Source organism: Gemmatimonadaceae bacterium, from assembly GCA_035606695.1.
Taxonomy (GTDB): Bacteria; Gemmatimonadota; Gemmatimonadetes; order Gemmatimonadales; family Gemmatimonadaceae; genus JAQBQB01.
Genome location: DATNEW010000032.1, coordinates 13,317 through 39,386, shown reverse-complemented (window position 1 = coordinate 39,386; position 26,070 = coordinate 13,317). Strand labels below are relative to the sequence as shown.

The window sequence follows — 26,070 nt, the reverse complement described above, 5'->3', positions numbered from 1 at the left end:
TCGCGTGAGTTTCGCGAGAGTTTCGCGTGAACCGCGCGTGAGCGCTGCGTGGGCGTTACGTGACATGGCGACACCATCCGACTTCATTCTTTCCGGAGTTCGAATGCAACGAGATCTGACAGTGACCGGACCCGTCGCGCTGGCCGTTCTTCTCGTCGTAGGCAGCGCGCTGCCTGCGAGCGCGCAGCGCGGCGGCCGCGGTGGGAATACGGTGAATCAGCCCGCATCCGCATCCGCGGACACGGCAGCGGCAGGTCCACGGCGAGGCGCCGTCGGCGCGATGACGACGCACGATATCGTGGCGATGACGGAAGCGCCGCCGACGGTGACGCATCACTCGGTCAGCGTGCGCGGCCAAACCATCAACTACACGGCCACCGCCGGCGTGCTGCCGATTCGGAACGACCAAACCGGTAGCGTCGAAGGCGGCATGTACTACGTCGCCTACACGCGCGACGGCACGAACGCATCGACTCGGCCGATCACGTTTGCCTTCAACGGCGGGCCCGGCTCCGCGACCGTGTGGCTGCACCTCGGCGCGTTTGGTCCGAAGAAAGTGAGATTGATGCCCGACGGCAGCGCGCCGCCGCCGCCCTACAGCTTCGAGGACAATCAGAACACGCTGCTGGATCAGACGGATCTGGTGTTCATCGACGCCGTGGGCACGGGCTACAGCCGCGCGGCGAGCCAGTCGCTCGGCGCGCGCTTCTGGGGGCTCGACGAGGATCTGAATTCGTTCCGCGAGTTCATTCGCTTGTATCTCACGCGGTTCGATCGCATGGGATCGCCGAAATTCCTGGCCGGCGAGAGCTACGGTACGACCCGCGCGTCGGGGCTGTCGGGTCTGTTGGCGGACGACGGTATCGCGCTGAACGGCGTGGTGCTCATCTCGTCGGTGCTCAACTTCGAGTACTCGTCACAGACGCGCGGCAACGACATCGGATTCATCAACTTCCTGCCGACGTACGCGACGACGGCGTGGTATCACAAGAAGCTGCCGGCTGACTTGCAGCGCCTCACGGTCGACCAGATCGCGCAGCAGGCCGAGAAGTTCGCGATGGGCGACTATGCGAGTGCGCTCATGAAAGGCAACAGGCTCTCGGCGACGGAACGTCAGGCGACCGTCGATCAACTCGCGCGGCTCACCGGATTGTCGAAGAGCGTGATCGAGCAGAATGATCTCCGCGTCTCGCTACAGACGTTCGACGGTGAGCTCATGCGCGACCAGCAGGTCACGGTTGGACGACTCGATACGCGCTTCACCGGCTTCGCGCCGTTCGGCGGCGGCGGCGGCCGCGGCGCCGGCGGCCCGGGGATCGGCAGCGTCGGCGATCCGAGCGACGTGTCGATTCGGAATACGTTCACGCCGGTGCTGACGGACTACACACGCCGCGAGCTTGGCTACCGCAACGAGGACACGTATTACATCCTGGGCGGCGGGATCGGCCGGTGGAACTATCCGCAGAACACGTACGCGACGGTTGTTCCAAATCTTGAACGAGCGTTTGCTAAAAACCCGTACATGCGCCTGTACGTGGCCGAAGGGTATTACGACGCGGCGACGCCGTATTTCGCCGTGGAGTACACGCTGTCGCACATGTCGATCGATCCGCGCGTGCAGAAGAACATCACGACCGGGCGGTTCGATGCGGGGCACATGATGTACATCGACGAGCCGAGCATGAGGAAGCTGCGCGCTGACCTGGACAAGTTTTATCGAGAGGCGGTGCGGGAGAACGCCATCCCGTAAGGGATGATCGTGGTGTGGCGCGCCGCGGTGAGGCCGGCGGCGCCTGCGGCGCGCCGATGGTTGGGCCGCGACGACTGCTTCGCGATGGTGGGGCCGCGCCGAAGCCGCGGGCCCAACTTACGCGGCCTTAGGCCGCGGCCCCAACCATCCGCGCGCAGCGCGGGCCTCACCCGCTCGTCAGAGCGTCTTCAGGTACGCAACAAGATCAGCCTGCTGCGCTGCCGTCAGATTGAGCGAAAACACGGTGTTGTAATGCGTGACCACATCGGCGAGCGTCTTCGCGCTGCCGTCGTGGAAATAGGGCGCGTGCGTCGCCAACCCGCGCAGCGGCGTCGTGCGATACTTGCCCGTCACGCTGCGCGCCGCCGTGGTCCCATCCACGCCGATTTCGCTCGCCGAGTGCAGAATGCCTTGATTGATGTCCGTGAACAGCGTGCCCGTGTGACACGTCGAGCAGCGCCCCGCACCATCGAACAACGCTTGGCCGCGCGAGGCAGCGGCGACGTCGATCGTCGACGCGTCCGGCTTCGGCGCGGTGAGACTCAATTGATATTGGCGCAACGCCGGCAACAGCGGCGCGACGATCTCGGGCGCATTCGTCACCGAGATGCCGAGGCGCGGATCCTTGAACGTTCCGTGCCCGTGCATCTGCGTCACGGCCACGTACGCGTTCCAGTACGAGACCGTGTCGTCGCCCGTGTAGATCTCCTTTTTCACGCCGTTGAGCCCGTATGCCGGCGGAATGACGTCCGGAGAATTTTTGCCGTCGAAGTTGATGCGTGCGTCGTACTTGCCCGGGCCCCACGTATTGAGAATCGCCTTGAGCGCCGGCGAGACGGCCGGCGACAGCGCCACGATCGCTCCGACGTTCAGATCGTGATTCGGCCATCCATCCAAACGGTGGCCGATGCCCGGCGCGAACGCGTTGTCGACCGTCGAGTGACACAGCGCGCACGTGATGCCGAGTCGCGTGAGCGAGTCCTTGCCGTTGATCGTCTGCACCGTACCCTTGAGCCCGACGACCGCGCCGAGCTTGAGAAGGGTGACCGTGGTCGCAGGGTCGTTGAGGTTGACCTGTCCGGCCGCGATGGCGCTCGCGACGGCCGCCGGCAGCGTGTCCATGTCGACCTTGAGACCGACCGCGAGCGCGGTCGCGGGACTGACACCGCCCTGCACCACGCTGTTCATGTGCAGCGTATCGGTCCAGTAGGTCTCATCGCCGAACGTGTTGAAGCGGAAGATGTCTTTGCCCTGCGCGACGAGGGCGGGGTCCAGCGTCTCGAGCTGAACCGCCGGCTGAGTGTTGTTGTTGGAGTCGTCGCACGCGGTGAAGATGCTCGCGACGGCGATCCCGAACCCGACGAGTGCTGCGATGCCAACCGACGAATGGCGGCGGTGATCCATGGGGGCCTCCCTGGTAAGCACAATATGTCATGTGAATAATGGACATATTGGGGATTTGGTTCCCATGCGCCAGACTGCGAGCCGCGTGCCGCGTCGCTCTTTCACCACCGGCGCGCGAGCGCCGGCCTTACCGACTGGGAGTCCTGACCGGCGGAAAGAGGGGTCCCCACGCCGGCACCTTCCACGGATTATTCCTCAGCTCGGCTGGCTCCGTCCCCGGAATGAAATACTCCACGTACCGCTTCTCCGGCGACGTACTCGGCGTCGCCAGCAGACCCGTGTCGCGATCGAGCTCGGCGTACACCAATCCATCCGGCGGCGCCGGCCAGCCCTGCGTCGATCGGCCTTGGTAATACCGACCCATCATCTGACCCCAGATCGGAGCGGCGAGCAATCCGCCCACCGCACCCGGCGCGATCGTCTTCGCCTTGTCGAAGCCGATCCACACCGCCGCGACAACGTCCGGCGTCATGCCGATGAACCACACGTCGACATTGTCGTTCGTCGTGCCCGTCTTGCCCGCCACCGGAATGTTGTACGGCACCGCCTTCCTCGCGGCCGTACCACTGCCGCGCTCAGCCACGTCGCGCATCATGTCGCGCACGATGAACGCGACGCGCGGATCGAGCGCCTGCTGCGGCGTCGACGGCGGACGCTGGTACACGGTGCGGTTCGAGAGATCCGTGATCTGCGTGATGAACCGCGGCTGTACGACCTGGCCGTTGTTGGCGAACGCGGTGTACGCCGCGACCATGTCGATCGGGTGCACGGACGACGCACCAATCGCGCTCGCCGGCACCGGATCGATGCGCGTGCTGATGCCCATGCGTTGCGCCAGCGCGGCGACCGAATCCATGCCGACGCGAAGCCCGAGCTCGATCGCGACCATGTTGCGCGAGTGCACGAGGCCTTCGCGCATCGTCATCGCGGTCGTTGTCGGCACACCTTCCTTCCACACCTTATAACCCCAGAACTTTCCGTCGATCTCTTCCGGCTTGTACACGTCGCCGGTGATGAGCGGAATCTCGAGCGACGTGTCCGGCACGATCGTATTGGCCGAGATGCTGTCGTCGATCGCCTTCGCGTAGACGAATGGCTTGAACGACGAACCGGGCTGACGCAGGCCTTGCACGGCGCGATTGAACGGCGCGCGCGCGTGATTGCGGCCGCCGACCAATGCGCGGATGTCACCGGTGTATGGATCGATCGCGACCGCGGCCGCTTGCAGATAATCGCTGTCTCGGCCCCTCGCCGCGGCTTGCGTCAAATGCTTGTAGCCCTTCTGCGCCTCGATGCGGTTCGTGCCGTCGATGACCGCCTCGACCGCCTGGCGCTGCAGCGCGGGATCGAGCGTCGTATAGATGCGATATCCGCCGTTGATCACCGGAATGCCGGCACGCTCAGCCTGTTGCTTCACGGCGTCGACGAAGTACCCCGAGTTGGCCGACATGCCCGCGTTCGGCGCGGTGACCACCGGCTCGGCCTTCGTTTTATCGGCGAGCTCCTGCGTGATGTACTTCTGATCCACCATCATCTGCAGGATCAGATTGCGGCGCGCCATCGCGGCTGCGGGATGCGTGATGGGATCGTACTGCGGCTGCGATTTCGGCAGGCCGGCGATCGTCGCGGCTTCGGCAAGTGTGAGCCGCGCCGCGGGATGACCGAAGTAGTGCAGCGCCGCGGCCTCGACGCCGTACCAGCCGCGGCCCAGGTTCACCTGATTGAGATAGGCCTCGAGGATCTGATCCTTCGTGTAATGGCGTTCCATCTCGCGCGCCGCTTCCTGCTCGTGAAACTTGCGCGCGATGCCCGCGGTGCCGCTCACCTGCGAGCGGTCGATGAGATCGGGATGCATGTACCCGACGAGCTGCTGCGTGATGGTGCTTCCGCCGCCGCGATTCCTGCCGAGGATTTTGCCGACCACCGCGGCGCTGACGGCTTTGACGTCGACGCCGTCGTGCTCGTAGAAGCGCTGGTCTTCCACTGAGATGAACGCCTTCGGCACATACCACGGCAGCGACTTGATCGAGACGCTGTAGCGGATCTCGCGGCCGATGTCGCCGATCAGCGAACCGTCGCGCGCGAGGACGCGGGACGCCTGCGCAAGCTGAACGATCTGCCACGCCTCGCCGGTACTCTGGGCGGGCTGCTGGGCACCGACCGCGGCGGCGGCGGCGGCGAATACTATGACTGCGGAATATCGAAAATTCTTCACGGCTGCGGTCAGGTGAGTGCTGAATACTACCCGTAAATGACCACGGAGATCGCCGGGAGTCACGCCGGGGCCCGGTGCCGGCCGACTAGCACCCATCCAGTACCTGTATAGTACCTTTCACGCATGTCCCAGCTCGTCCATCTCGCGCTCGTTCAACTCAAGCCGCGCAAGGGCGATTACGCCGGCAACCTGCGGCGCCTGGCGCCCGTATTCGAGCAGCTCGACCACCTCGAGCCGCGGCCCATGGTCGCGTGCTTCGCCGAATCGGCGCTGACGGGCTATTTCCTGGAAGGCGGCGTGCGCGACAACGCCGTGACCGCGGGTACCTTTGCGGCCGATCTCGACCGCGTCTACCGCGAGACCGTTGCGAGCCCGCGGCCGCTCGACGTCACGGCGGGCTTTTACGAGATCTGGAACAACAAGCTGTACAACAGCGCGATTTACGTGACACTCGGCGCGGGCGAGCCGACGGTGCATCACGTCCATCGGAAGGTGTTCTTGCCCACCTACGGGTTGTTCGACGAGGAGCGGTTCGTCGAACGCGGGCGCGACGTTCGCGCGTTCGATACGCCGTGGGGCCGCGCGGCGATGCTCGTGTGCGAGGATGCGTGGCACAGCGTGACCGCGACGATCGCGGCGCTCGACGCGGCGCAGATCATCTTCGTGTGCGCCGCGCCGCCGGCCCGGGGACTCGCGCCGAAGACCGACGACGTGCCTGGCCCGGGAAGCTCGAGCCGGTGGGACCGGCTCATTCGCGACATTGCCGACGAGCACGGCGTCTATGTCACGCTGACGAATCTCACGGGCAGCGAAGGCGGAAAGATGTTTCCCGGCGGCTCGTTCGTCGCCGGACCCAAGGGCGACGTTCGCGGACGCGCGCCGGTATGGAACGACGCGATCCTCTCCGTGACCGTCGATCTCGACGACGTCACGCGAGCGCGCGCCGACATGCCGCTCATCGCCGATCTCGAGACGATGGTCCCGCATCTCCGCGCCAGTCTCGACGAGGTCATGGCCGGCGTCGAAGCGCGCTGCGAATACGATCCGCCGGCCGTCCCGTCGCGCGGGCCGGTCGCGCGCGACGCGGGCGCGGCGTCCTCGAACGGTCTGCCTGTCGTGCGCGTTGCGTCGACCGCTCAAGAGCCGCCGGTTCCACTCGCGATCGACGCGACGCTCACACAAGAATGGCTCGTCGAGTTCATTCGTGAAGAGATGCAGCGGCGCCGCTTCAACTGCGCGGTGGTCGGCATTTCCGGCGGTGTGGATTCCGCGGTGACGGCGTATCTCGCCGCGAAAGCGCTCGGTCCGAAGAACGTGCTCGGCGTGCGCATGCCGTATCGCACCTCGAGCAAGGAAAGTCTGGAGCATGGCCAGCTCGTGATCGACGCGTTGGGCATCGAATCGCGCACGATCGACATCAGCTCGGCGGTCGACGGCTATTTGTGCAACGAGCCGGACGCCGAAGGTGGGCGACGCGGCAACGTGATGGCGCGCATCCGCATGATCGCGCTGTTCGACCTCGCCGCCAAGCATCGCGGCATTCCGCTCGGCACCGGCAACAAGACGGAACGGCTGTTCGGCTACTTCACCTGGCACGCGGACGATTCACCGCCGATCAATCCGCTCGGCGATCTGTTCAAGACGCAGGTCTGGGAGTTGGCGCGGCATCTCGGCGTGCCGGAGATCATCGTGAGCAAGCCGCCCACGGCCGATCTCGTCGTGGGTCAGACCGACGAAAGCGATTTTGGGATCAGCTACGCGAAGGCCGACGAGCTGTTGAACTGGTTGCTCAACGGATACACGGACGTGGAGCTCATCGCGCGCGGCTTCGATGAACAGGAAGTCGCGCTCGTGCGGCGTCGCGTCGAGACCACGCACTGGAAGCGGCGGTTGCCCACGGTGGCGATGGTGAGTGGAACGGCGATTGGAGAGAGTTATCTGAGGCCTGTGGACTACTGACAGGACTTTCCAGGACGATGTTGCGCGCCAGGGTCATTGACCACGGACGAACATCGGACAACAGCGGACAGGCACGGAGACGGCGTTGACAACGGCGTTGCGAGTTGAGCTGGCTTCGCGGCGCACACAAAACATTTTTTAAAGTTCTAAAAAAACAAAAAAGAACGGGCTTTCGCGCAACTGCTGTCGAACCGGCGTGTCATCCCCTCTAACGCTCAACGGCAGTTCACGCCGTCTCCGTGCCGATCCGCTGTTGTCCGCCGTTCGTCCGTGGTCAGCAGTTGCGGTTTCCCGAAGTACGGCCTACGCGGCCCGCGCGCACGCCAGGCTCACCGCTCTCCGAGCGCATCTCTTGAGCGACCGATGCACCGTCCGTGCGTGCTCGATGAAGTTGAGGCCCGCCCACGGATAGCGAGCGAAGAATTCGGTCGGGAGCAGATCGCCCTTGAGGCGATTACACCGCCCGCACGCGAGCACGAGATTGCCCGGCACATGCGCACCGCCGTGCGCGAGCGGATACACGTGGTCCAGTGTCGCGAAGTCGAACTCGAGCGCCTCGGCGCAGTACACGCAGCGGCGGCCGCAGTCGCGCATGGCCGCGCGCTTGATGGCGCGCTTCTGATGGCCCGAGGGGATGTTCTTGCTCCGCCGTGGCGTGAGGCGCGGAGCGCGAGGGAGGGAGACATGGTGATAGTGCCGACGTCGTGACAATTTCACCTCGCTAAAAAGGCGACGCCCCGCCACGGGAATGGGTCCCGAAGGCGGGGCGTCGCGCCGATCTGAGATGATGCGGCAACAGAGGGAATCGCGGAGGCAAACCACTCACGCCGCTCTCGCGATCGCGGCGCTCGACTCGACTGTCGATGTCGGACGAGTGGGCTCATCGGCCTCCGGTAGGTCATGCAACCGCCGCAAGACGCAGCCGCCGCACGCGCCGTACAAATGCATGCAGGCAACGAAACGCGCAAGAGGCCAACACAACAATTACTTCACGCGATCATCACGGTTTGTCGGCGGCGTCGCCCAACGGTTCGTACTTCAACTCGCCGTGAGCACCCTCGAATACCCGCCATTGTCCGCCGCGGCGCTGCCCCGGCTCGGACGGCAGCCTCTCCGATGTCGACTCGTCGTTCGACTCGTTGAACATCGGCAACGCAACGGCACGTTCCTCGGTCACGTCCGAGGCGCGCAGCGTGGGCCGCTCCGTGGTCGTCGACCTCAACGCCGGCTTCGTTTCAGACGACGCGCCGCCATGCCCGTGCGAGCCTTCGATGCGCATCGGATCGCGGAGCGCCGCGATGATGCGCGCCGCATACGCGTCGAGCACCGTGCGGTCCGGCATTTCCGAGCCGTTGAACGGCAGCGGAATGTCGAAGCCGTCGCCCTCACGCCGCGGAATGATGTGCACGTGATAGTGGGGTTCGTCCTGGCCCGCGGCTTTGCCGCTGTTCACGACGATGTTGAGATCCTCACAGCCGCTCACGTGGCGAACCGCGTTGGCCAACCGCATCGTGATGTGAAACAGGTGCGCGCCAAGCTCCTGCGGCACGTCGAGCAGCGATTCGTAATGCTGACGCGGGATGACCAGCACGTGGCCGTTGTTCACGGGCTGGATGTCCATGAACGCGATGGCATCCGAGTCCTCGTGGCAGATCGAGACCTCGGCGGCGCCGTGGATCAGATCGCAAAACGTACAGTGAGGCTCTCGCTGCCCCGCACCGCCGGACGCGCCGGCCGAACGTTGGTTGTCCATATCCATGGAAAACGCATGCACGGTGCCAAGGGCCGGGGCTCAAGCCCGTACCGGCCTCGGCCGACACTTAGCCCCATGAGCTTTTGGCCCAGTCAGATCCCACTCGCCATCCATGCCTGGCTTCCGCTGGGGTTGGCGGCGTTCGTCCCGCTCGCGCTGCTGGCGGCGGTCATCTGGCTGCCGCATCGGGCGCGCGCGATCGCGACCGTGCTGTCGCTGCGCACGGTCCTGGTGCTCGGGCTCGGCTTCGCGCTGCTCGTCGCGGTGGCGACAGTCTCCGTCGTTCACACGGGATTGAGCGAGCTGCGACAGCGTCATGAGAGCGGCGTTCGCGGACTTGCCGGCGAGCTCGCGCGGACCGGACCGGCGCGCGTCGCGCTCGAAGGTCCGCTCAAGCTCACACTGTTTCGCGCGAAAGACCCGAGCGTCGCGTTCGTGGCCTTCGGCGAGCCTGGGTGTGCCGGCAACTGCCTGATCGACGTCGACAACGGGTTGTCGACGAGCGACGTGAAGCGTCGGCTCGCGACGTCCTGGCCAACGCGCTCGGGCGCTGAGTACGCGGTCGCGATCGGCGGCCGTCCGTTCCTGCTCGTTGCGGAGCCGGTGCTGGTCGGCGCGCGATCGGCGACGCAAATGGTCGTCGCGGGCATCGATGCCGAGTATCTCGCCGATCAAGCGACGGCGACGGCGTGGATTCTCCTCATCATTTCGTACGCGCTCCTCGTGCTCGTCGGCTGGAGCTCGTGGAAGCAGATCGACACCACGCTCGGCGCGCGTATTCACGCCATCACCAGTCAGATCAAGGACGGCAGCACCGACAAGCCGATCGAGACGTTGAAGCTCGACGGCGTGGAGCTGCGCGAGCTTGCCAGCTCGGTGTCGGCGTACATCAAGTCGACGCTCGAGGCGCAGAAGTCGAACGACGAGCGTTATCGCCGGCTCGTGGACCTGTCGCCCGACGGCGTGATCATGTGCTCTCGCTCGAGCATCAAGTTCGCGAACAGCGCGGCGCTCGCGTTGAGCGGCGCCAAGTCGCGATACGACGTCATCGGTGTGCCGATCGAGCAGTTCCTCGAATTCGAGACCGACTCGCGCGTCGATCAGCTCAAGACGGCGCCGCGTCCGGCGCGCTGGAAGCGAGTGGATGGCACCATCCTTCACGTCGACGTCGCCGAGATCGCCGACGCGAGCGAGGGAACCGCGCAGTATCTCATCCGCGACGTCACCGATCGCCGCAATCGCGAGGCGCTGCTGGCCCATCGCGCCGAGCACGATTCGCTGACGGGATTGGTCAATCGCGCGCGCTTCGAGTCGCGTCTCTCAGAGGTGCTCGAGCCGGGGTCGATCAATCCGCGGCTTGGCGCGGTACGGCAGATCGCGGTGCTGTTCATCGACCTCGACGGATTCAAACCGGTCAATGACCGCTACGGTCACGCCGCCGGCGATGCGGTGCTCGTCGCGGTCGCCGAACGCCTGCGTGACTCGACGCGCAACAGCGACCTGATCGCGCGCCTTGGCGGCGACGAGTTCGCGATCCTGCTCGAGGTTCGCGATCACGAGGAAGTCACGAACGTTGCCGACCGCATTCTGGCGTCGCTCGAGAACGCGATCGAATTCGACGGTCAGAAGCTGCGCGTCGGCGCCAGCATTGGCATCGCCGACACGCGCGTCGGCACGCCTGGCGAGACGCCACTCGGCGCGGTCGAGCTGCTCCGCGCGGCGGACGCGGCCATGTACACGGCGAAGCAGTCAGGCGGAAACAGAGCTGCGGCGTAGCCGCGCTGGGCGCTGGGCGTTGGGCGTTGGGCGTTGGGCGTCAAAACCCAAGGGCGACGGAATCTTCTCCGTCGCCCTTTGCGGTTCCGCCCATCGCCCAGCGCCCATCGCCCATCGCCCAGCGCTCCCCTATTTTCCAAGGCATGGCTACCTCGACCCGCGCCGAGCGGAAGACGACCGCCGGCCTGACCCGCGACCAGCTCGTGGGCGCGTACAAGACCATGCTCCTGTCGCGCCGCTTGGACGACAAGGAGATCCAGCTCAAGCGCCAGAACAAGATCTTCTTCCAGATCTCGAGCGCGGGGCATGAAGCGATCATGACGGCCGCGGGGTTCGTGCTGCGGCCGTCGTACGACTGGTACTACCTCTACTACCGCGACCGCGCGCTCTGCCTGCAGCTCGGCATGACCGGCGAGGAGATGCTGCTCTCGGCCGTTGGCGCGGTGAACGATCCCAACTCCGGCGGCCGCCAGATGCCGAGCCACTGGGGCCACAAAAAACTCAACATCGTCTCGACGTCGTCGCCGACGGGAACGCAGTTCCTGCAGGCGGTCGGCAGCGCCGAAGCGATCGTGCGCGCCAAGCAGCTCGGCATCACCGAAGGCTTCGAGAAAGACGAAGTCGTGCTCTGCACCACCGGCGACGGCACGACGAGCGAGGGTGAGTTCTGGGAGTCGCTGAACAACGCGTGCAACCTGAAAGTGCCGATCGTCTACATCGTCGAGGACAACGGCTACGCCATCTCGGTGCCGGTCGAGGTGAACACGGCGGGCGGCAGCATCTCCAAGCTCGTGAAGTCGTTCCCCGGGCTGTACGTGGAAGAAGTCGACGGCTGCGATCTCATCGCGAGCTACGAGGCCATGCAGCGCGCCGTCGACTACGCGCGCAAGCGGAAGGGCCCGGCGCTGGTGCACGCGCACGTCATTCGCCCGTACTCGCACTCGCTGTCCGACGACGAAGTGATGTACAAGCCGGCCGAGGAGCGCGAGGCCGAAGCGGGCCGCGATCCGGTGACGCAGTTCCCCAAGTGGCTCGTCGCCGAGGGGCACGCGACCGATGCGGACATCGCGCGCATTCAGGAAGAAGTCGAGGCCGAAGTGCTCGCCGCGACCGACGCCGCGCTTGCCGCCCAACAGCCTGGGGCGGACACGATCCTCACGGATCTCTACTCGCCCGACGTCGATCCGACGAGCGAGCAGTTCGACACCGAGGACGATCCCCAGTTCTCGGGCAACGAGACGACGATGGTGGATCTGCTCAACGCCTGCATGAAGGACGAGCTGCGGCGCAATGAGAAAATACTCATGTTCGGCGAGGACGTCGCCGACGTCTCGCGCGAGCAGCACCTGGGCAAGGTCAAGGGCAAAGGCGGCGTGTTCAAGGTGACGTGGGGGCTGCAGAAGGAATTCGGCAGCACGCGCGTGTTCAACTCGCCGCTGGCCGAAGCGACGATCGTCGGGCGCGCGATCGGCCTGGCCGTGCGCGGATTCAAGCCCGTCGTCGAAGTCCAGTTCTTCGACTACATCTGGCCGGCGTACATGCAGATCCGCGACGAGCTCGCGACCATGCGCTGGCGATCCAACGGCGACTACGCCTCTCCCGTGGTCATTCGCGTCACCTACGGCGGCTACATCCGCGGCGCGATCTACCACTCGCAGACGGGCGCTTCACTGTTTACTCATTGCCCCGGCCTGCGCGTGATCTGTCCCGCGACGGCGCTCGACGCGAACGGCCTGCTGCGCACGGCCATTCGCTGCGAGGATCCCGTGATCTTCCTCGAGCACAAGCACCTGTATCGCCAGACCTACAACAAGGCGGCGTATCCGGGTCCGAACTTCATGATTCCGTTCGGCAAGGCGAAGATCGTTCGCGAAGGCACGGACGTGACGATCGTGACGTACGGCGCCACGGTGCAGCGCGCGTTTGCCGCGGCGAATCAGCTGGCGGACGAGGGAATTTCCGCCGAAGTGATCGACCTGCGCTCGCTGTCGCCGTGGGATCAGGACGCGGTGTATGAGTCGGTGAAGAAGACCAGCCGCGCGATCGTGCTGTACGAAGATTCGATCTCGTGGGGCTATGGCGCCGAAATCGCGGCGCGCATCGCGGACGACTGTTTCGCGTGGCTGGATGCGCCGGTGAAGCGGATCGCGTCCGCCGACACGTGGGTGGGATATGCGCCCCAGCTCGAGGACGCGATCCTTCCGCAAATCGACGACGTCAAGCGAGCTTGTCAGGAAATAGTCCGTTTCTAGACTAATTCACGCATATTTGTGATTCCGAATAGACCGGCTAAGTGCCGGTCTTTTCGTATCTTATGCAGCGATGAGTCGTCAAACGTTTACCGCGCGCCGCGTGTCTGGCCGCGCTCGAGACGCCGCACACCCATCGAAGTAATGTTGAATAGAGTTACACCCCTCATGCGCCTGTGCCTGGCCGCGTTGGGCCTGGCCGTCGCGTGCAGCGGAGACGCTCCCACCGCGAGTCACCCACAGCCGGCGAGCCTGCTGGTCGACGCCGGGTTCGCCCCGAGCGCCAACTTCGCGCTGACCCACGCCACCGAGCTCGGCATCGCGGTCGATTCGTTCCATTTGACGGTTCGCCGGCTGTCCGATTCGACGGCCGTCATCGTCGACACGACGTATTCCCTCGCCGTACCCACCGCCGACGTCATGGACGGGCTCACGGTCCCGGTGCAGTCCAACGGCGAACGCTTCGACGTTCGCGTGGAGTATCGCGCTGGAATCACCGCGTACTTCCGCGGACACGGCGTGCTGCAGTCCTACACACGCGGCCAGACCCCATCGCCCCAGCGCATCGAAACGACGTACGCCGGCCCCGGAGCCAACGTCGCCCGGCTCGCGAGTAGCGGCACGCCGGCAGGAGTCCTGGCCTCGCAGACGCTCGCATTGAGCGTTTCGGCATTTGATTCCTCTAATAGCGCGGTCGATCTGCCGCGGCTCGCCTGGACGTCGTCCGACAACACGATCGCCACGGTGTCGAACGCCGGCGTCGTGACCGCCGGTGCGCGCCGAGGTGCCGTGACGATCACGGCGACGGCGGCGTCGGGTGCGAGCGTGAGCGTGCCGCTCGCCGTCACGCCGCCTCCGGCGAGCCTTACTATCGTCAGCGGCGGGGGCCAATCCGGCAAGGTAGGCTCCACGCTCGCGAATCCCGTCATCGTGCAGGTGAACGCGGCCGACGGGCTTGGCGTTCCGGGCGTCGCCGTGACGCTCACGGCGGGCGCGGGCGGAGCGGTCGGTGCGAGCAGCGCCATCACCGTCGTCACCGACGCTTCGGGTCGCGCGTCGACGACGCTTCAACTCGGCTCAACCTCCGGCCCGCAATCATTCGCGGCATCGGCCGGCGCGCTCACCGCATCGTTCGCCGAGAATGCGCTTGCCGGTGATGCGGCGGCGATCGTGGCGGCGGCGGGCGGCGGCCAGAGTGACACGGTCCGCCACACGCTGGCCAATCCGCTTGTCGCGCGAGTCACGGATCGGTTCGGCAACGGCGTTGGCAGCGTCACCGTCAATTGGTCTCGAGCTGGATCGGGCGCGCTCGGCGTACCGTCTTCGGTCACGAACACCGACGGCGCGGCGAGTGTGTCGTACACGCTTGGCAGCATCGCCGGCAGTGACACGGTCAGCGCATCGGTCGCCGGCGTAAGCGGCAGTGCCTCGTTCATAGTGTCGGCCACGACGCCGCCAACGCGCATCGTCGCTGTCTCGGGCAACGCACAGATTGGTGTCGTGAACTCCATGCTTGCGCAACCGCTCGTCGTTCGCGTGACCGACGACGCCGGCAACCTCGTCGGCGGCGCGACCATTCGCTGGTCTTCCACCGGCGGTTCCATCGAGCCGACAACGACGACCGACGCGCACGGTCAAACCTCGGCGCGGTTGATGTTGGGTACGACGTCGGGCGACGTGACGGCAACGGCGAGTCTTCCGAACGGCCGCGCAGTAACGTTCGTCGCGGCGGCCAATCCGGGGCCTGGTGTCGCGATCGAGTGGCTCACCCAACCGAGCTCGGGTCGTGCGGGTATCGCACTTTCTCCGGCGCCTCAGGTGGCGATCGTCGACGAGTTCGGAAATCTCGCCGGTTCGAATGCGACGGTCTCGGTGTCGCTCGCCGGCGGAGTTTCGGGGGCAGTGCTGAGCGGCGGCGCGAGTCAAAGTGCGAGCGGCGGCATAGCGACGTTCGACGGACTGACGATCAATCGCGTTGGGACCGGCTATTCGCTGCGCGCCAGCACGTCGCTGTTCGGTGCGAGCGTTGAAAGCGCGCAGTTCGGGGTCACGGCCGGAAGCCCGACTCAACTTCTGTTGATTCCTCCGACGGCGACGTCGGTTACCGTCGCGGCGGGCAGCGTGGTGACGTCGCCGCAGCTCGAGGTGGCCGATGCGTTCGGCAATGGTGTGGCCGGAATTCCGGTGCACTTCGTGGTGACGCTCGATGGAACGTCCACGGTGCTCCTGACGACGGATATCGCCACCGACGCGAGCGGTTTCGTGACGCTCAGCGCGCGGATGCCGAACGTGCCCGGCGTGTTCGATGTGAGCGCAACCAGCAGTGCGGTTCCCGGGGCGCTGATTGGCGTGACTGTAACGGTCACGCCATGAGCTCGCTCCTCGGCTGTAAGTGTATGATTATCTGGTGTTTAGAACTTTGACTCCCAACGTTGTGACGTAGGTCGCATGCCGACTGTGACATCTATAGTTGACGTTTCGGCGACCCAAGGCACACAATAGACGCTCGCTAGCGCCGACATTGGAGCGTTTCACCACGGTGGTGGAACGCGCCGTCGTTTTTTGTCCGCCCTCAACTCCCCCGATGCGCATTCCTGCTCGCTCCCTGACGGCTCTGTTTCTGGCGATTGGACTCGCCACGTGCTCGGACACGCCGATCGCGGGCGTGAAACAGGGACTTGGTCCGAACACGAGCGCGACCTTCGGCCGGATCGGATTCGCGCCGGTCTTCAATAAGACGGCGACCTATGTGGCCGAGCATGCGGCGGACTTCGGGATCACGTACGACTCGCTGCGGCTGGTGCTGCGCGGCTTCCCGGATACCACGGTGATCGTGAAGGACACGGTCATCCATTTCACGCAGGCGTCGGCGGACACCTCGATCGACTTGCTGGTGCCGGTGCAGACGGACGGCCAGCGGTTCGACGCTGCGCTTCAGTATCGCGGACCTTCGGGCATCGTCTATAGCGGCCATGCTGAGGTGCAGTCGTATCCGCCGGGAGGAACGCCGCCCGCGGGTGGGCAGCAGATCACCATCAGCTACGTCGGCCCAGGCGCGCGGGTGGCGCACATCTCGGTGTCGCCCAAGACGGTGACGCTGCTGTCGTCGCAGACCACGTCGTTCAGCGTGACCGCGGTCGACTCGAATAACGCGGCGATCACGGTGCCGTTCATTTCATGGACGACGTCGGACGCCGGTCTCGCGAGCATTTCATCGACGGGCGGTCTCACGCCCGCGGGACGGCGCGGCACGGTCACGATCACCGCGTCTACTCCGACGGGCATCAGTGACAACGCCGCGGCGACGATCACGCTGCCCGCCGCATCGATTTCCCTCGTGAGCGGCGGCGGCCAGACGGGCGTCGTCGGCAGCGCATTGCCGACGGCGGCTACCGTTCAGGTGAACGCGAGCGACGGCGTCGGCGTAGCCGGCGTCAGCGTGATCTTCTCGGCGCCCGCGGGTGGAAGCGTTGGAACGACGAGCGCAGTCACGGATGCGAGCGGTCGCGCCTCGACGACGCTGCACCTTGGCAACGCGGCCGGACCGCAAGCCTTCGCGGCGACGGCCGGCGCGTTCAGCATTGGTATTTCGGAGACGGCGACCGCGGGCGCGGCCGCGGCGATCGCCGCGGTCTCGGGCGGTGGGCAGACCGACACTGTGGGCCACGCGCTCAAGAGCGCGTTCGTCGTGAAAGTGAGCGATCAGTTCAACAATCCGGTGTCGGGTACCACGGTGAGCTGGTCGCGCACGGGCGCGGGCGCCCTGAGCGCGGCGACGTCGACGACGGGGTCGGACGGCACGGCGAGCATCAGGTACACGCTGGGCGGCACGCCCGGCAGCGAGACGATTTCCGCGTCGGTATCGGGCGTGAGCTCGCCGGTGTCGTTCACGGCAACGGCGGTATCGGGTGGCCCCGCGAACGTCGCGGCGCTCTCCGGCAGCGGGCAGTCAGGCCGCGCCGGTGAGGCGTTGGCGTCGCCGTTTATCGTGCGCGTCACCGACGCGAGCGGGAATCCCGTCGCGGGCACGGCGGTGGCGTGGACCGCGGTGAATGGCACGATCGCGACGAGCACGACGACGGACGCCACCGGGCAGACTTCAGCGACGCTCACGCTCGGCACGAAGACGGGTGCCGCGTCGGCATCGGCGACCGCAGGTGGAAAGACTGCATCGTTCACCGCAACGGTGAGCCCTGGAGTCCCGGCGGCGCTCGTGTGGCGCACGCAACCCGCGAATGGCGCCACGCACGTCGCGCTGACTCCGGCGCCGCAGATCGCGATCACCGACGCGTTCGGAAATCTCACGGCGTCGGCCGCGGCGGTACAGCTCACGCTGGCGGGTGGCACGAGCGGCGCGGTGCTGAGTGGAGGGGGCGCGACCGCGTCAGGCGGCGTGGCGACGTTTAGCAATTTGTCAATCGATCGCACGGGGACCGGCTACACGCTCGTCGCGAGTACGCCGTTGTTCACGTCAACGTCCACGAGCACGGCGTTCAATGTCGCTCAGTCGCCGGCGGCGCAGCTGCTGATCGTCGGATCGCCGACGATCACCTACGTCGCGGGTTCTCCGCCGACGACGCTGCCGTCGATCAAGACGGCCGACTCGCTCGGCAACGGGGTTGGGAACGTTCCGATTCACATCGTCTCATCGGTCAACGGGACCGTGATCACGGCCGTCGACGCGACCACGGGCACGGACGGCACGATCAGCCCGCCGGCCAGCGTGCTGCCGAATAAGGCGGCGACGTATTCGGTGCACGTCACCAGCAGCGCGATTCCGGGGGCCGCCGTCGATCTCACGGTCGTCGTGACTGCTGGGGCGGCGGCGAAGCTGACGATCTCGGTGCAGCCTCCCGTGAATGCGACGAATGGTGTCGCGCTGTTGCCGCAGCCCGTGGTGCAGCTCGCCGATCAGTTCGGCAATCCTGTGCCGGCCGGCAGCGCGATGACGATCGTCGCGACGTCGAGCGCGGGCACCGTCTCGAATGGCACTGCGACAGCGAACGCGACGTCGGGTGCGGCAACGTTTAGTAATCTGTCAATCGCGACGTCCGCGCCGAACGTGACGTTGACGTTCTCGGTGCAGGGGTCGAGTACGATTCAGTCCGTGACCTCGACCGCCATCGCGCTCAGCGCGGGTGTGGCGTCGCAGCTCGTTCTGAGCACGACGCAAACGAGCTTCACGAAAGTTGCGGGCACTTCGGTTTCAAATCCGCCGACGATCACGACGGTTGACGCCGGCGGCAATCCGGTCGGGAACACGCCGGTTCGTTTCACCGTGGCGTTCCAGTCGACACCGACGGTGTTCAGCGCCGACGTCACGCTGACGAGCAATGCGTCCGGTGTGATCAACGGCAGCAGCGTGACCATACCGGATTCCGCTACTACCTACGTGGTTACCGCCTCGTTGGTGTCCGCGCCAACGGTAACAAAGGTCGTCAGCGTGACAGTCACACCCGGCGTGGCCGATCACCTCGCATTCACGAGTGGATCGTCATCGACGTTCGTCGGAACCCAGTCCGCGACGGGCCAGAGTCCTGCGACGAACTTCAGCGTGACGGTGCAGGACGCGTTCAACAATTTGGTCGCCGACGGGACGTCGGTGTTTTGGAATATCGGCTACTGCGCCACGGGCATCAGCCTGAACGCGACGACGACGACGACGACGCACGGTGTGGCAATTTCGCCGACGATCGACGTGACGCCGAGTACAACCGGATCGTGCCAGATTGAAGCTGGGCTCACTGCGGGCTTCATCGGCAATGGTGTTCGCCAGCGTCCGCTGACGAATCGCGCGAGGCCCGCGAACAACGGCGCACCGCGCCGTCCGAACACCAGCACGGCGAGCCGCAACATCACAGTCCCCGGCCGTGCGTCCATGATGATGAACCCGGTGACGGAGGTCGAAGCCTTTGCCATCATCGCGCCAAGTGGATCGAATGTGTGGTTGGGTCAGCATTCGGACGACTACAACAGTGCGCTGAATTGGAATAGCGGATCTATCCCGACGACATCGACGAACGTCTTCATTCCCGCCGCTGTGCAATCGCCGTCAATCGGCGCAGCCGGCGGTGTGGCAAATTCTATCAAGCTCGAGGACGGAAATAGCAACCAAGTCCAGCTGAACGGCCATATTCTGGCCATCTACGACTCTGTGGACGCTGGTGGCTCGGGTATCACCAACGGAACGCTGCAACTTCTGGCGAACCACGCCACAGCGATCAAGGGCACGCTGCCCACGACATTCGTGGGTAACTCGGATGGCAACTGCGGCGACGCCAATTACTCGGTCAGCGGCACCACGAGCAGCGGCCAGTTGACCGTGAACTGCACGCTCGTCATCGGCCAGTACACGGTGAGTACGACCGGCGACGTCCACGTCGGCACGGCGACGGTCGGCATTTCGACGACGCCCGGCGTGCTTGACATGACCGACTCGCGCGGAGTGCTGAACGTCGGCAACGCGACGCACCGGGCCTCGATCACGTTCGCCGGCTACGACGAGACCAATTTGTTGACCTTCGGCACGATCAACGTGACCGGTGACTTTACATCGCAGACCGCGAACGACTGCACGTGTACCTTCGTCGCCTCGGGCAGCCACAAGGTGAAATTCACAGGCAGCACCGCACAGACAGTGACGCTCGGATTCGGACAAGCACAATTCAACGACGTCGAAGTAGCAAACACCAACGGCGGCGTCTCCTTCGCGCACCAAACTGAGATCTACCGCAACCTCACGATCACCGGATCCACTGTCACCGCAACCGGCGCGAATCGCCTGATCGTCGGCGGCGCAGTCACGGCCAATGCAACCGCGAATCTTTCTGGCGTAGACAGTCTGCGCGTCACTGGCGCGACCTTTCCGATCTACAACAACACGTCGGCGCAGACGGGCCCGAGACTGACGGAGCTGACAGGTTCGCCGACGTTGACCGCGAATCGCACTGTCGCGGGCGGTTTGCGCATCGGCACAACGCTGGACATCAACGGGTTCACGTTGACGGTTCTCGACAGCCTGGACGTCGCCGGGTTGCTCGACATGCCTAGCACGTCGATCAGTGGACCGAAGAACGTCGTCGTCGTCGGCGGCAACGCGATGTTCGAGGGCAGCTCGTCAACAGCTCACATTAGTGCCGGAGAGCTCGACGTTGGCGGAAACTTCACGCAATCGAGCACGTCTCCGACATCGTTCGATCCATCCAGCGGATTCCTCGTGAAGCTGAACGGCACCGGCGCGCAGTCCGTGATGTTCAACCACCCGGGGTCAGCCGATTCACACTTCGACAAGCTCGAGATCACTAACACGTCGGCGAACGGCGTCACGTTCGACTCGGACGTTCAGGTGAACGGCGCGCTCGATCTCGACGCGAGCGGCATGCTGACGATCGGGACGTCGAGAACCTTGACCATCGGCAACAGCGGATCGATGCGGCTGCACAAGGATTCGAAGCTGGTCGTCAACGGCAACATCGGTCCCAGCTCGCTGTCGTGCCAGCGCCATGACCAAGCCGGATTACATCCTGCGTCCGTGACCGGGACGAACACGAGCCTACTCAACGGAACCGCGCTGCTCGCGCTCACTATCGCGAGCGGCGTCTGCGTGGACACCAACTTACCCTAATCGGTCGGCGGCCTTCTCCACTTCTCCGCGGCGTCCGACGTCATCTCGGACGCCGCGCTGATTTTATACCCCGCCGGCAACATGAGTAAACTCTCATCGACCGGCCCACGCTTGAGCGCCGACACGTCTGACGCCTGCTGCGTCTCCATCGTCGCGCCGGGCCCCAACAGCATGTGCGTCGTCGCGCGCGTCTTGAGCGCGATCGCCTGACCCATCCGCGCCGCCGCGCTGTCCACGCGCGCCGTGAGCACGCGAAACATTCCCGCGACGCCCCCGCCCGCCAATCCATTCACGCGCAACAACGGGTTCGACGGCATACCCGGAATGACCGCGACCCAGTAGTCCGTCACGCTCTCGGTGCCGATGCGTTGCTGCACCAACCCGCCGTCCATCGCCATGTTGAACGCCACCGTCATTCGATATCGCCGCGTCGGCACACCCGCGATCGTATCCGCCGCACCCAAACTGTCGAGCACCACTTTCTCATCGGACACCGTCGCCTTGACGCCCATCGCCTGCATTTGATCCATCGACCCCGACGAGAAATTGCGCGGCACCGGCACGAACTCGCGCGTCGCGGGATGCACGATCACGACGTCCAACGAATCGAACAGCAGATAATCACCTTTCTCGAACATGCCCTCCGCGCCGCCGGCCACGATGTCCAACCGACCTCGCCCACCAGCCACGACCGCGCTGCCCGTGAAGTCCACCGCGGCAACGGACGAAGGCATCGTTGCCGAACCGTGCGTCGTCGGCGTGCTCGAGATGTGGACCGTATACGTGAAGCCCGGCAGCGTTCGCGGGCGCACTGGCGATGCCTGCGAGAACACCACCGCGGGCAGAAGCGCGGCGGCGGCAGCCATCGCAGCGATCGCAACGTGAAAACGCATCATGAGTTCGACAGTCCGGAAATGCACCGACATCAAGACATCAGCGCGCGTCGTACACGACACGGCCGCCCACCACCGTCATCACGATGCGTGCCTCGGCGATCTCTTCGGGCGCCGTTCGCGTCAAATCCCGGTCGATGAGCGCGAAATCCGCGAGCATGCCGCGCGCGAGAGCTCCCTTGTTCCCCTCATCGTACGATGCATACGCGGCGTCCACGGTGTACCCGCGCAGCGCCTCCTCCACCGTGATGCGCTGCTCCGGATACCACCCGCCCGGATTCGCCCCGTCGAGTGTACGCCGCGTGGCGGCGGCGTAAATCCCTTCGAGCGGCGTCGCCGGCGCGACGGGCCAATCGCTGCCGCACGCGAGGCGCGCACCGGCATCGATCAGCGACCGGAACGCATACGTCGTCCGCGCACGCGTCGCGCCAATCACCCGTTCGGCCCAACGCCCATCGTCGATCGCATGATACGGCTGCACGCTCGCGATGACGCCGATCCCGCCAAAGCGCGCGAAATCAGACGGCGCGACGTGCTGGGCATGCTCCATTCGCAGCCGCCGGTCGCGCGCGCCATTCTCGCGCGAAACGCGCTCGTAGATGTCGAGCAGCGTCCGCACCGCACGGTCGCCGATCGCATGAATGATGGGATGCAGCTCGGCGCGATCGGCGCTCGACGTCCAGTGATACAAATCATCGATCGTGTTCACGAGAAGCCCGACGTCGCCCGGAGCGTCGTCGTACGGATCGAGCATTGCCGCGGTATGTGAGCCGAGCGATCCGTCGACAAAGCCCTTGAGCGCCCCGATGCGGAGCCATTCGTCGCCACGTCCACGCTGCGCGACGACGTCGCGCAATCGTTCCCACGTCGACAGCGGCACCGCGGCATAAATGCGCGTTCGCAGCACGCCGCGTTCGTGCGCGCGCTCGAAGACGGCCAGATCGTCCCACGTGCCCATGTGATGCACCGACGTCACGCCGTTCGTCGCGACGTAGCGCATCGCGGCATCGAGCGCGCGTTGTGCCTCCTCTGCCGTCCGCGGCGGGATGATGCGATCGATGATCCCCTCGGCGTTGTCCTTCAGAATGCCCGTCGCGTCGCCCGCCGCATCGCGCACGATGGCGCCGCCCTCTACGTCCGCCGTGTCGCGCGATACGCCTGCCAGACGTAGCGTCACACTGTTCGCGAGCGACATGTGATGGTCGAGGCGGCTGAGCCACACGGGATTGTTTGGTGTCACCGCATCGATCCACTCGCGCGTCGGCAGCTCACCGCCCCACCATTCGTGATCCCAGTCGCCGTTCGTGATCCACGCCCCAGCGGGAATCGTTCGCGCAAATTCCGCGACGCGCCGAACGAATTCCTCGCGCGTCCTTGCGTCGCGCAGCTGCACCGACGCGAGGCCGACACCGCCCTCGAGAAAATGAATGTGCGCGTCGATGAATCCGGGAACGAGCATCATCGCGCGCGCATCGACAACCTCCGCCGCAGGACGCAGCATCTTGCGCGCTTCGGCACTCGACCCGACGAAGGCGATGCGCTCGCCCGATACCACGACGGCGTCGGCCCACGGACGCCGGCGATCGCCCGTCCACACGCGAGCGTTCACGACGGCGAGCGTCGGCGTCCCGGCGGCCGATTCGCGTGGGCGATTCATGGCGCGAATAGTAGCTTATCCGGGAACGCCCCACCCCATCCAGAGACGCCTGGTCCCGCCGCGGTCGGTCCGCCGGCCAACCCGGCGCGACCTTTCCTTCGATGAGCTCATTCAACGGCTCGGCTGACAATCGTCCATTCACGAAAGGCACGGCGAAGACCGCGCTCGCGTGGTTTGCCGCGTGGTGCCTGTTGTTTGGCTCCCTCGGCGTGATGTCGATGTTCATGCCCGCCGCCCAGCGCCAGCGACCGCTCGCCATAATCGGCAACGAGCTCGGTGCGGCTGCGATGTGGGCGGTGTTGAGCGTGGTCATTGGCGCGTACCACAACCGGCTGCGGCGCGCGACGACGAATGTCTTCGCGATCGTCGCGGCGCACGTGCCCGGACTGCTCATCGCCGCGCTGATCGATTCAGCCGGATCGCGCGCGATCTCGCGCTTCTTCAATCCGAACGCGGTCGGCGTTTCGATGGTGACGCTCGTGGTGCTGTATCTCGACTTCGACGTCATCGCGTACATCGTCGTGATCGCCGTGAGCGAAGTCGCGCACGCCCGGCGTGCGTTGAATGCACGTCAGCGTCAGGCCGAACAGCTCGAGCGTTCGCTGGCGCGTGCGCGGCTGGATTATCTCGCGGCACAGCTGCAACCACATTTCCTCTTCAATTCGCTCGGCGCCGTGTCCGAGCTCGCGTATCAAACGCCGGCCGCGGCCGCGCGTGTGTTGCGGCAGCTCGCGTCGATCTTTCGCAGCGCGCTCGCCACGCGAGACGACGAGATCACACTCGGCGAAGAGATCGTGGGGATCGAGCCGTATCTCGACATTCAACGCATTCGCTTCGCGGATTGGCTGCGCATCGAATATCGCGTCGACGATGCCGCGGTCGACTGCCTCGTTCCGCGCTTCGTGTTGCAGCCGCTCGTCGAAAACGCCATTCGTCATGGATTGAGTGGCCGGCACGCCGCGGGCACGATCGAGATTTCGGCAGCCGTGCAGGACCGCGAGCTGGTCGTTTGCGTCGCTGACGACGGCGTCGGCCTCGAGGCGTCATCGGCGAACGCGGGCCGCGGCATTGGCCTCGCGAATGTGCGCGACCGCCTGGCGATTCTCTACGGCGGCGCGCACGACCTGCGGCTCGCCTCCGCGGCGAACGGCGGAGCGATCGCTGAATTGCGAATTCCAGCGCGGCGGCGCTCCCATTCACGAGACGAGAGAACTGCTCGCCGTGCGCTCGACGACGTCGGGGACGAGGTACCGAGCGTCCGCGTGCCGGCCGTGCTCAGAAACCCCGTGATCTCGCAGATCGTCGTCTGGACCATCGGCGGGCTGCTCTGGACCCAACAGAGCTTCACGTATTTCCAGCTTCGCGGACGACTCGGGAACCTCACGTGGCTTGCCGTCGCGAAGAATGACATGCCGATGGCCGTGATCTGGGCGCTGCTCGCGCCGGCCATTCTCTTCGTCGCGCGCCGCTTTCCGATTCGACGCAACGGCTTTGCGTGGCGCGTTGGCGTCTATGCGATCGCGGCGCTCGTCGTGGACATCGCACAACTGCGGCTATGGCAGTTCGTCGTCCGGTCGCATACACCGCTTCTCTCCAACGACAACGAGATGCCATTGATCGTGGGAATGCTCATCTACGTCGCGCTCGTGGCGCTGGCGCATCGCGGCCTCTTGCTCGAGTGGATGCGCGCGCGCGACGAAAGCGCGGCGGCACTCCGCACGGAGCTCGACGAAGCGCAGGAGCGCGCGATGAAACTGCAGTCCATTCCACCCGTCCTCCTGGCATCGCTCGAAGCGATTTCGCACACCGCACAGCGCGATCCGGGGCTCACCGAGCGCCAGCTCACTCGTCTTGGCGACTACCTCCGCCTCGCGCTCGAGTGCACCGATGCGCTCGGCATTACCCCAGAGCGACAGCGCGCGCTCGACGCCTCCGTCACCGAGCTGCGGCGGCTGATGACGATTCAACTCGCGGTGACCGCCTGATGCTGACCGCCATCGTTGCCGACGACGAGAAGCTCGCCCGCCGCCGCCTGGTGCGCTTGATCGAGGAGACGGGCGATGCCGAGGTGGTCGCGGCATGCGCCGGTGGCCGCGAGGCCGTCGAACAGGTCGTGACGCTTCAACCGTCGCTCTTGTTTCTCGACGTGCAGATGCCCGACCTCGACGGATTCGGCGTCTTGCGCGAGCTCGCCGGAAAAGCCTCGCCCGCGACAGTCTTTGTCACGGCGTTCGATCAGTACGCCGTGCGCGCATTCGAGGTGCATGCCGTTGACTATTTGCTCAAGCCGTTCGACACGGCGCGTTTCCGTGACGCGTTCGAGCGCGCGAAGGAGCGCGTCACCCTGCGCAGCAAGAGCGGCGGCTCGGCCGAGGATGAGCGTATGCGCGCGCTGCTGGCGGACTATATCGCGAGCGTGCAGCCGGCAGCGCGTCCGTCGCTCGACCGCGTCGCGGTGCGCGCCGACGGCGTCCTCAAAGTGATCCGCACGAGCGACGTCGATTGGCTGGAGACCGAGGGCAACTATCTGCGCCTGCACGTCGGCACCGCGAACTACCTGCTGCGCATGACCGCGGCGGCCCTCGAGCCGCAGCTCGATCCGCGCGCGTTCATTCGCATTCACCGGCGGTACATCGTGAACGTCGATCGAATCGTCGAAGTGCAGCCGTGGTTCGCGGGCGACGCGATCGCGATTCTGCGGACCGGTGCGAAGATTCGCGTCTCGCGCACGTACCGCGAGCGCCTGCACTCGCGGCTCGGCGCGCGCGGCGACGCGGACGCCGGTTGACC

The 26,070-nt window shown here is 65.5% G+C and carries 14 protein-coding genes; 8 read left to right on the top strand and 6 right to left on the bottom strand.

The genetic code is table 11. The features are described from left to right. Positions 1 to 103: 103 nt before the first annotated feature. Entirely contained in the window at positions 104 to 1,750 is a 1,647-nt protein-coding gene (locus tag VN706_17370; protein ID HXT17414.1) for a hypothetical protein, read from the top strand. A 177-nt stretch (positions 1,751 to 1,927) separates the two neighbouring features. On the opposite strand, the gene VN706_17365 is transcribed toward VN706_17370, so the two are convergent. Further along, positions 1,928 to 3,154 (bottom strand): hypothetical protein, encoded by a 1,227-nt coding sequence (locus VN706_17365; protein HXT17413.1) that lies wholly within the window; start codon positions 3,152 to 3,154, stop codon positions 1,928 to 1,930. A 127-nt stretch (positions 3,155 to 3,281) separates the two neighbouring features. Next, a complete protein-coding gene (locus VN706_17360) occupies positions 3,282 to 5,369 on the bottom strand; it encodes a PBP1A family penicillin-binding protein (protein HXT17412.1) in 2,088 nt (695 codons plus the stop codon). Between the two features lie 123 nt (positions 5,370 to 5,492). On the opposite strand from VN706_17360, the gene VN706_17355 reads away from it, so the two are divergent. After that, entirely contained in the window at positions 5,493 to 7,328 is a 1,836-nt protein-coding gene (locus VN706_17355; protein HXT17411.1) for an NAD+ synthase, read from the top strand. 303 nt (positions 7,329 to 7,631) lie between these two features. On the opposite strand, the gene VN706_17350 is transcribed toward VN706_17355, so the two are convergent. Together VN706_17350 and VN706_17345 are read right to left on the bottom strand one after the other, a co-directional pair. Further along, on the bottom strand, positions 7,632 to 8,039 hold the full coding sequence (locus VN706_17350) for an HNH endonuclease signature motif containing protein (protein HXT17410.1): 408 nt from the start codon (positions 8,037 to 8,039) through the stop codon (positions 7,632 to 7,634). Positions 8,040 to 8,328: 289 nt separating this feature from the next. Further along, positions 8,329 to 9,081, bottom strand: a complete 753-nt coding sequence (locus VN706_17345) for an HIT family protein (GenBank protein ID HXT17409.1) — start codon at positions 9,079 to 9,081, stop codon at positions 8,329 to 8,331. Between the two features lie 75 nt (positions 9,082 to 9,156). Between VN706_17345 and VN706_17340 the strand changes: the two genes are divergently transcribed. The 4 genes from VN706_17340 to VN706_17325 all read left to right on the top strand — a co-directional run bounded on the left by VN706_17340 (position 9,157) and on the right by VN706_17325 (position 20,730). Beyond that, positions 9,157 to 10,857 carry a diguanylate cyclase gene (locus tag VN706_17340; GenBank protein ID HXT17408.1) on the top strand — a complete coding sequence of 567 codons (1,701 nt, stop codon included), beginning with the start codon at positions 9,157 to 9,159 and terminating at the stop codon, positions 10,855 to 10,857. Between the two features lie 143 nt (positions 10,858 to 11,000). Further along, positions 11,001 to 13,109, top strand: a complete 2,109-nt coding sequence (locus VN706_17335; protein HXT17407.1) for a dehydrogenase E1 component subunit alpha/beta — start codon at positions 11,001 to 11,003, stop codon at positions 13,107 to 13,109. Positions 13,110 to 13,274: 165 nt separating this feature from the next. Continuing rightward, positions 13,275 to 15,479: an Ig-like domain-containing protein gene (locus VN706_17330; GenBank protein HXT17406.1), complete on the top strand. Its 2,205-nt coding sequence runs from the start codon at positions 13,275 to 13,277 to the stop codon at positions 15,477 to 15,479. A gap of 211 nt (positions 15,480 to 15,690) precedes the next feature. Further along, positions 15,691 to 20,730, top strand: a complete 5,040-nt coding sequence (locus tag VN706_17325; protein ID HXT17405.1) for an Ig-like domain-containing protein — start codon at positions 15,691 to 15,693, stop codon at positions 20,728 to 20,730. Here the strand turns inward: VN706_17325 and VN706_17320 are convergent. After that, positions 20,727 to 21,626 (bottom strand): hypothetical protein, encoded by a 900-nt coding sequence (locus tag VN706_17320; protein HXT17404.1) that lies wholly within the window; start codon positions 21,624 to 21,626, stop codon positions 20,727 to 20,729. The genes VN706_17325 and VN706_17320 overlap by 4 nt on opposite strands. Positions 21,627 to 21,663: 37 nt before the next feature. After that, complete coding sequence (locus VN706_17315) at positions 21,664 to 23,280, bottom strand: amidohydrolase (protein HXT17403.1); 1,617 nt, start codon at positions 23,278 to 23,280, stop codon at positions 21,664 to 21,666. A 101-nt stretch (positions 23,281 to 23,381) separates the two neighbouring features. On the opposite strand from VN706_17315, the gene VN706_17310 reads away from it, so the two are divergent. Beyond that, entirely contained in the window at positions 23,382 to 25,265 is a 1,884-nt protein-coding gene (locus VN706_17310) for a sensor histidine kinase (GenBank protein ID HXT17402.1), read from the top strand. Then, the gene (locus VN706_17305; protein HXT17401.1) at positions 25,265 to 26,068 is read left to right on the top strand and encodes a LytTR family DNA-binding domain-containing protein; all 804 of its coding nucleotides are present in this window, start codon (positions 25,265 to 25,267) and stop codon (positions 26,066 to 26,068) included. Before VN706_17310 ends, VN706_17305 begins: the two co-directional genes overlap by 1 nt. Positions 26,069 to 26,070: the final 2 nt, after the last annotated feature.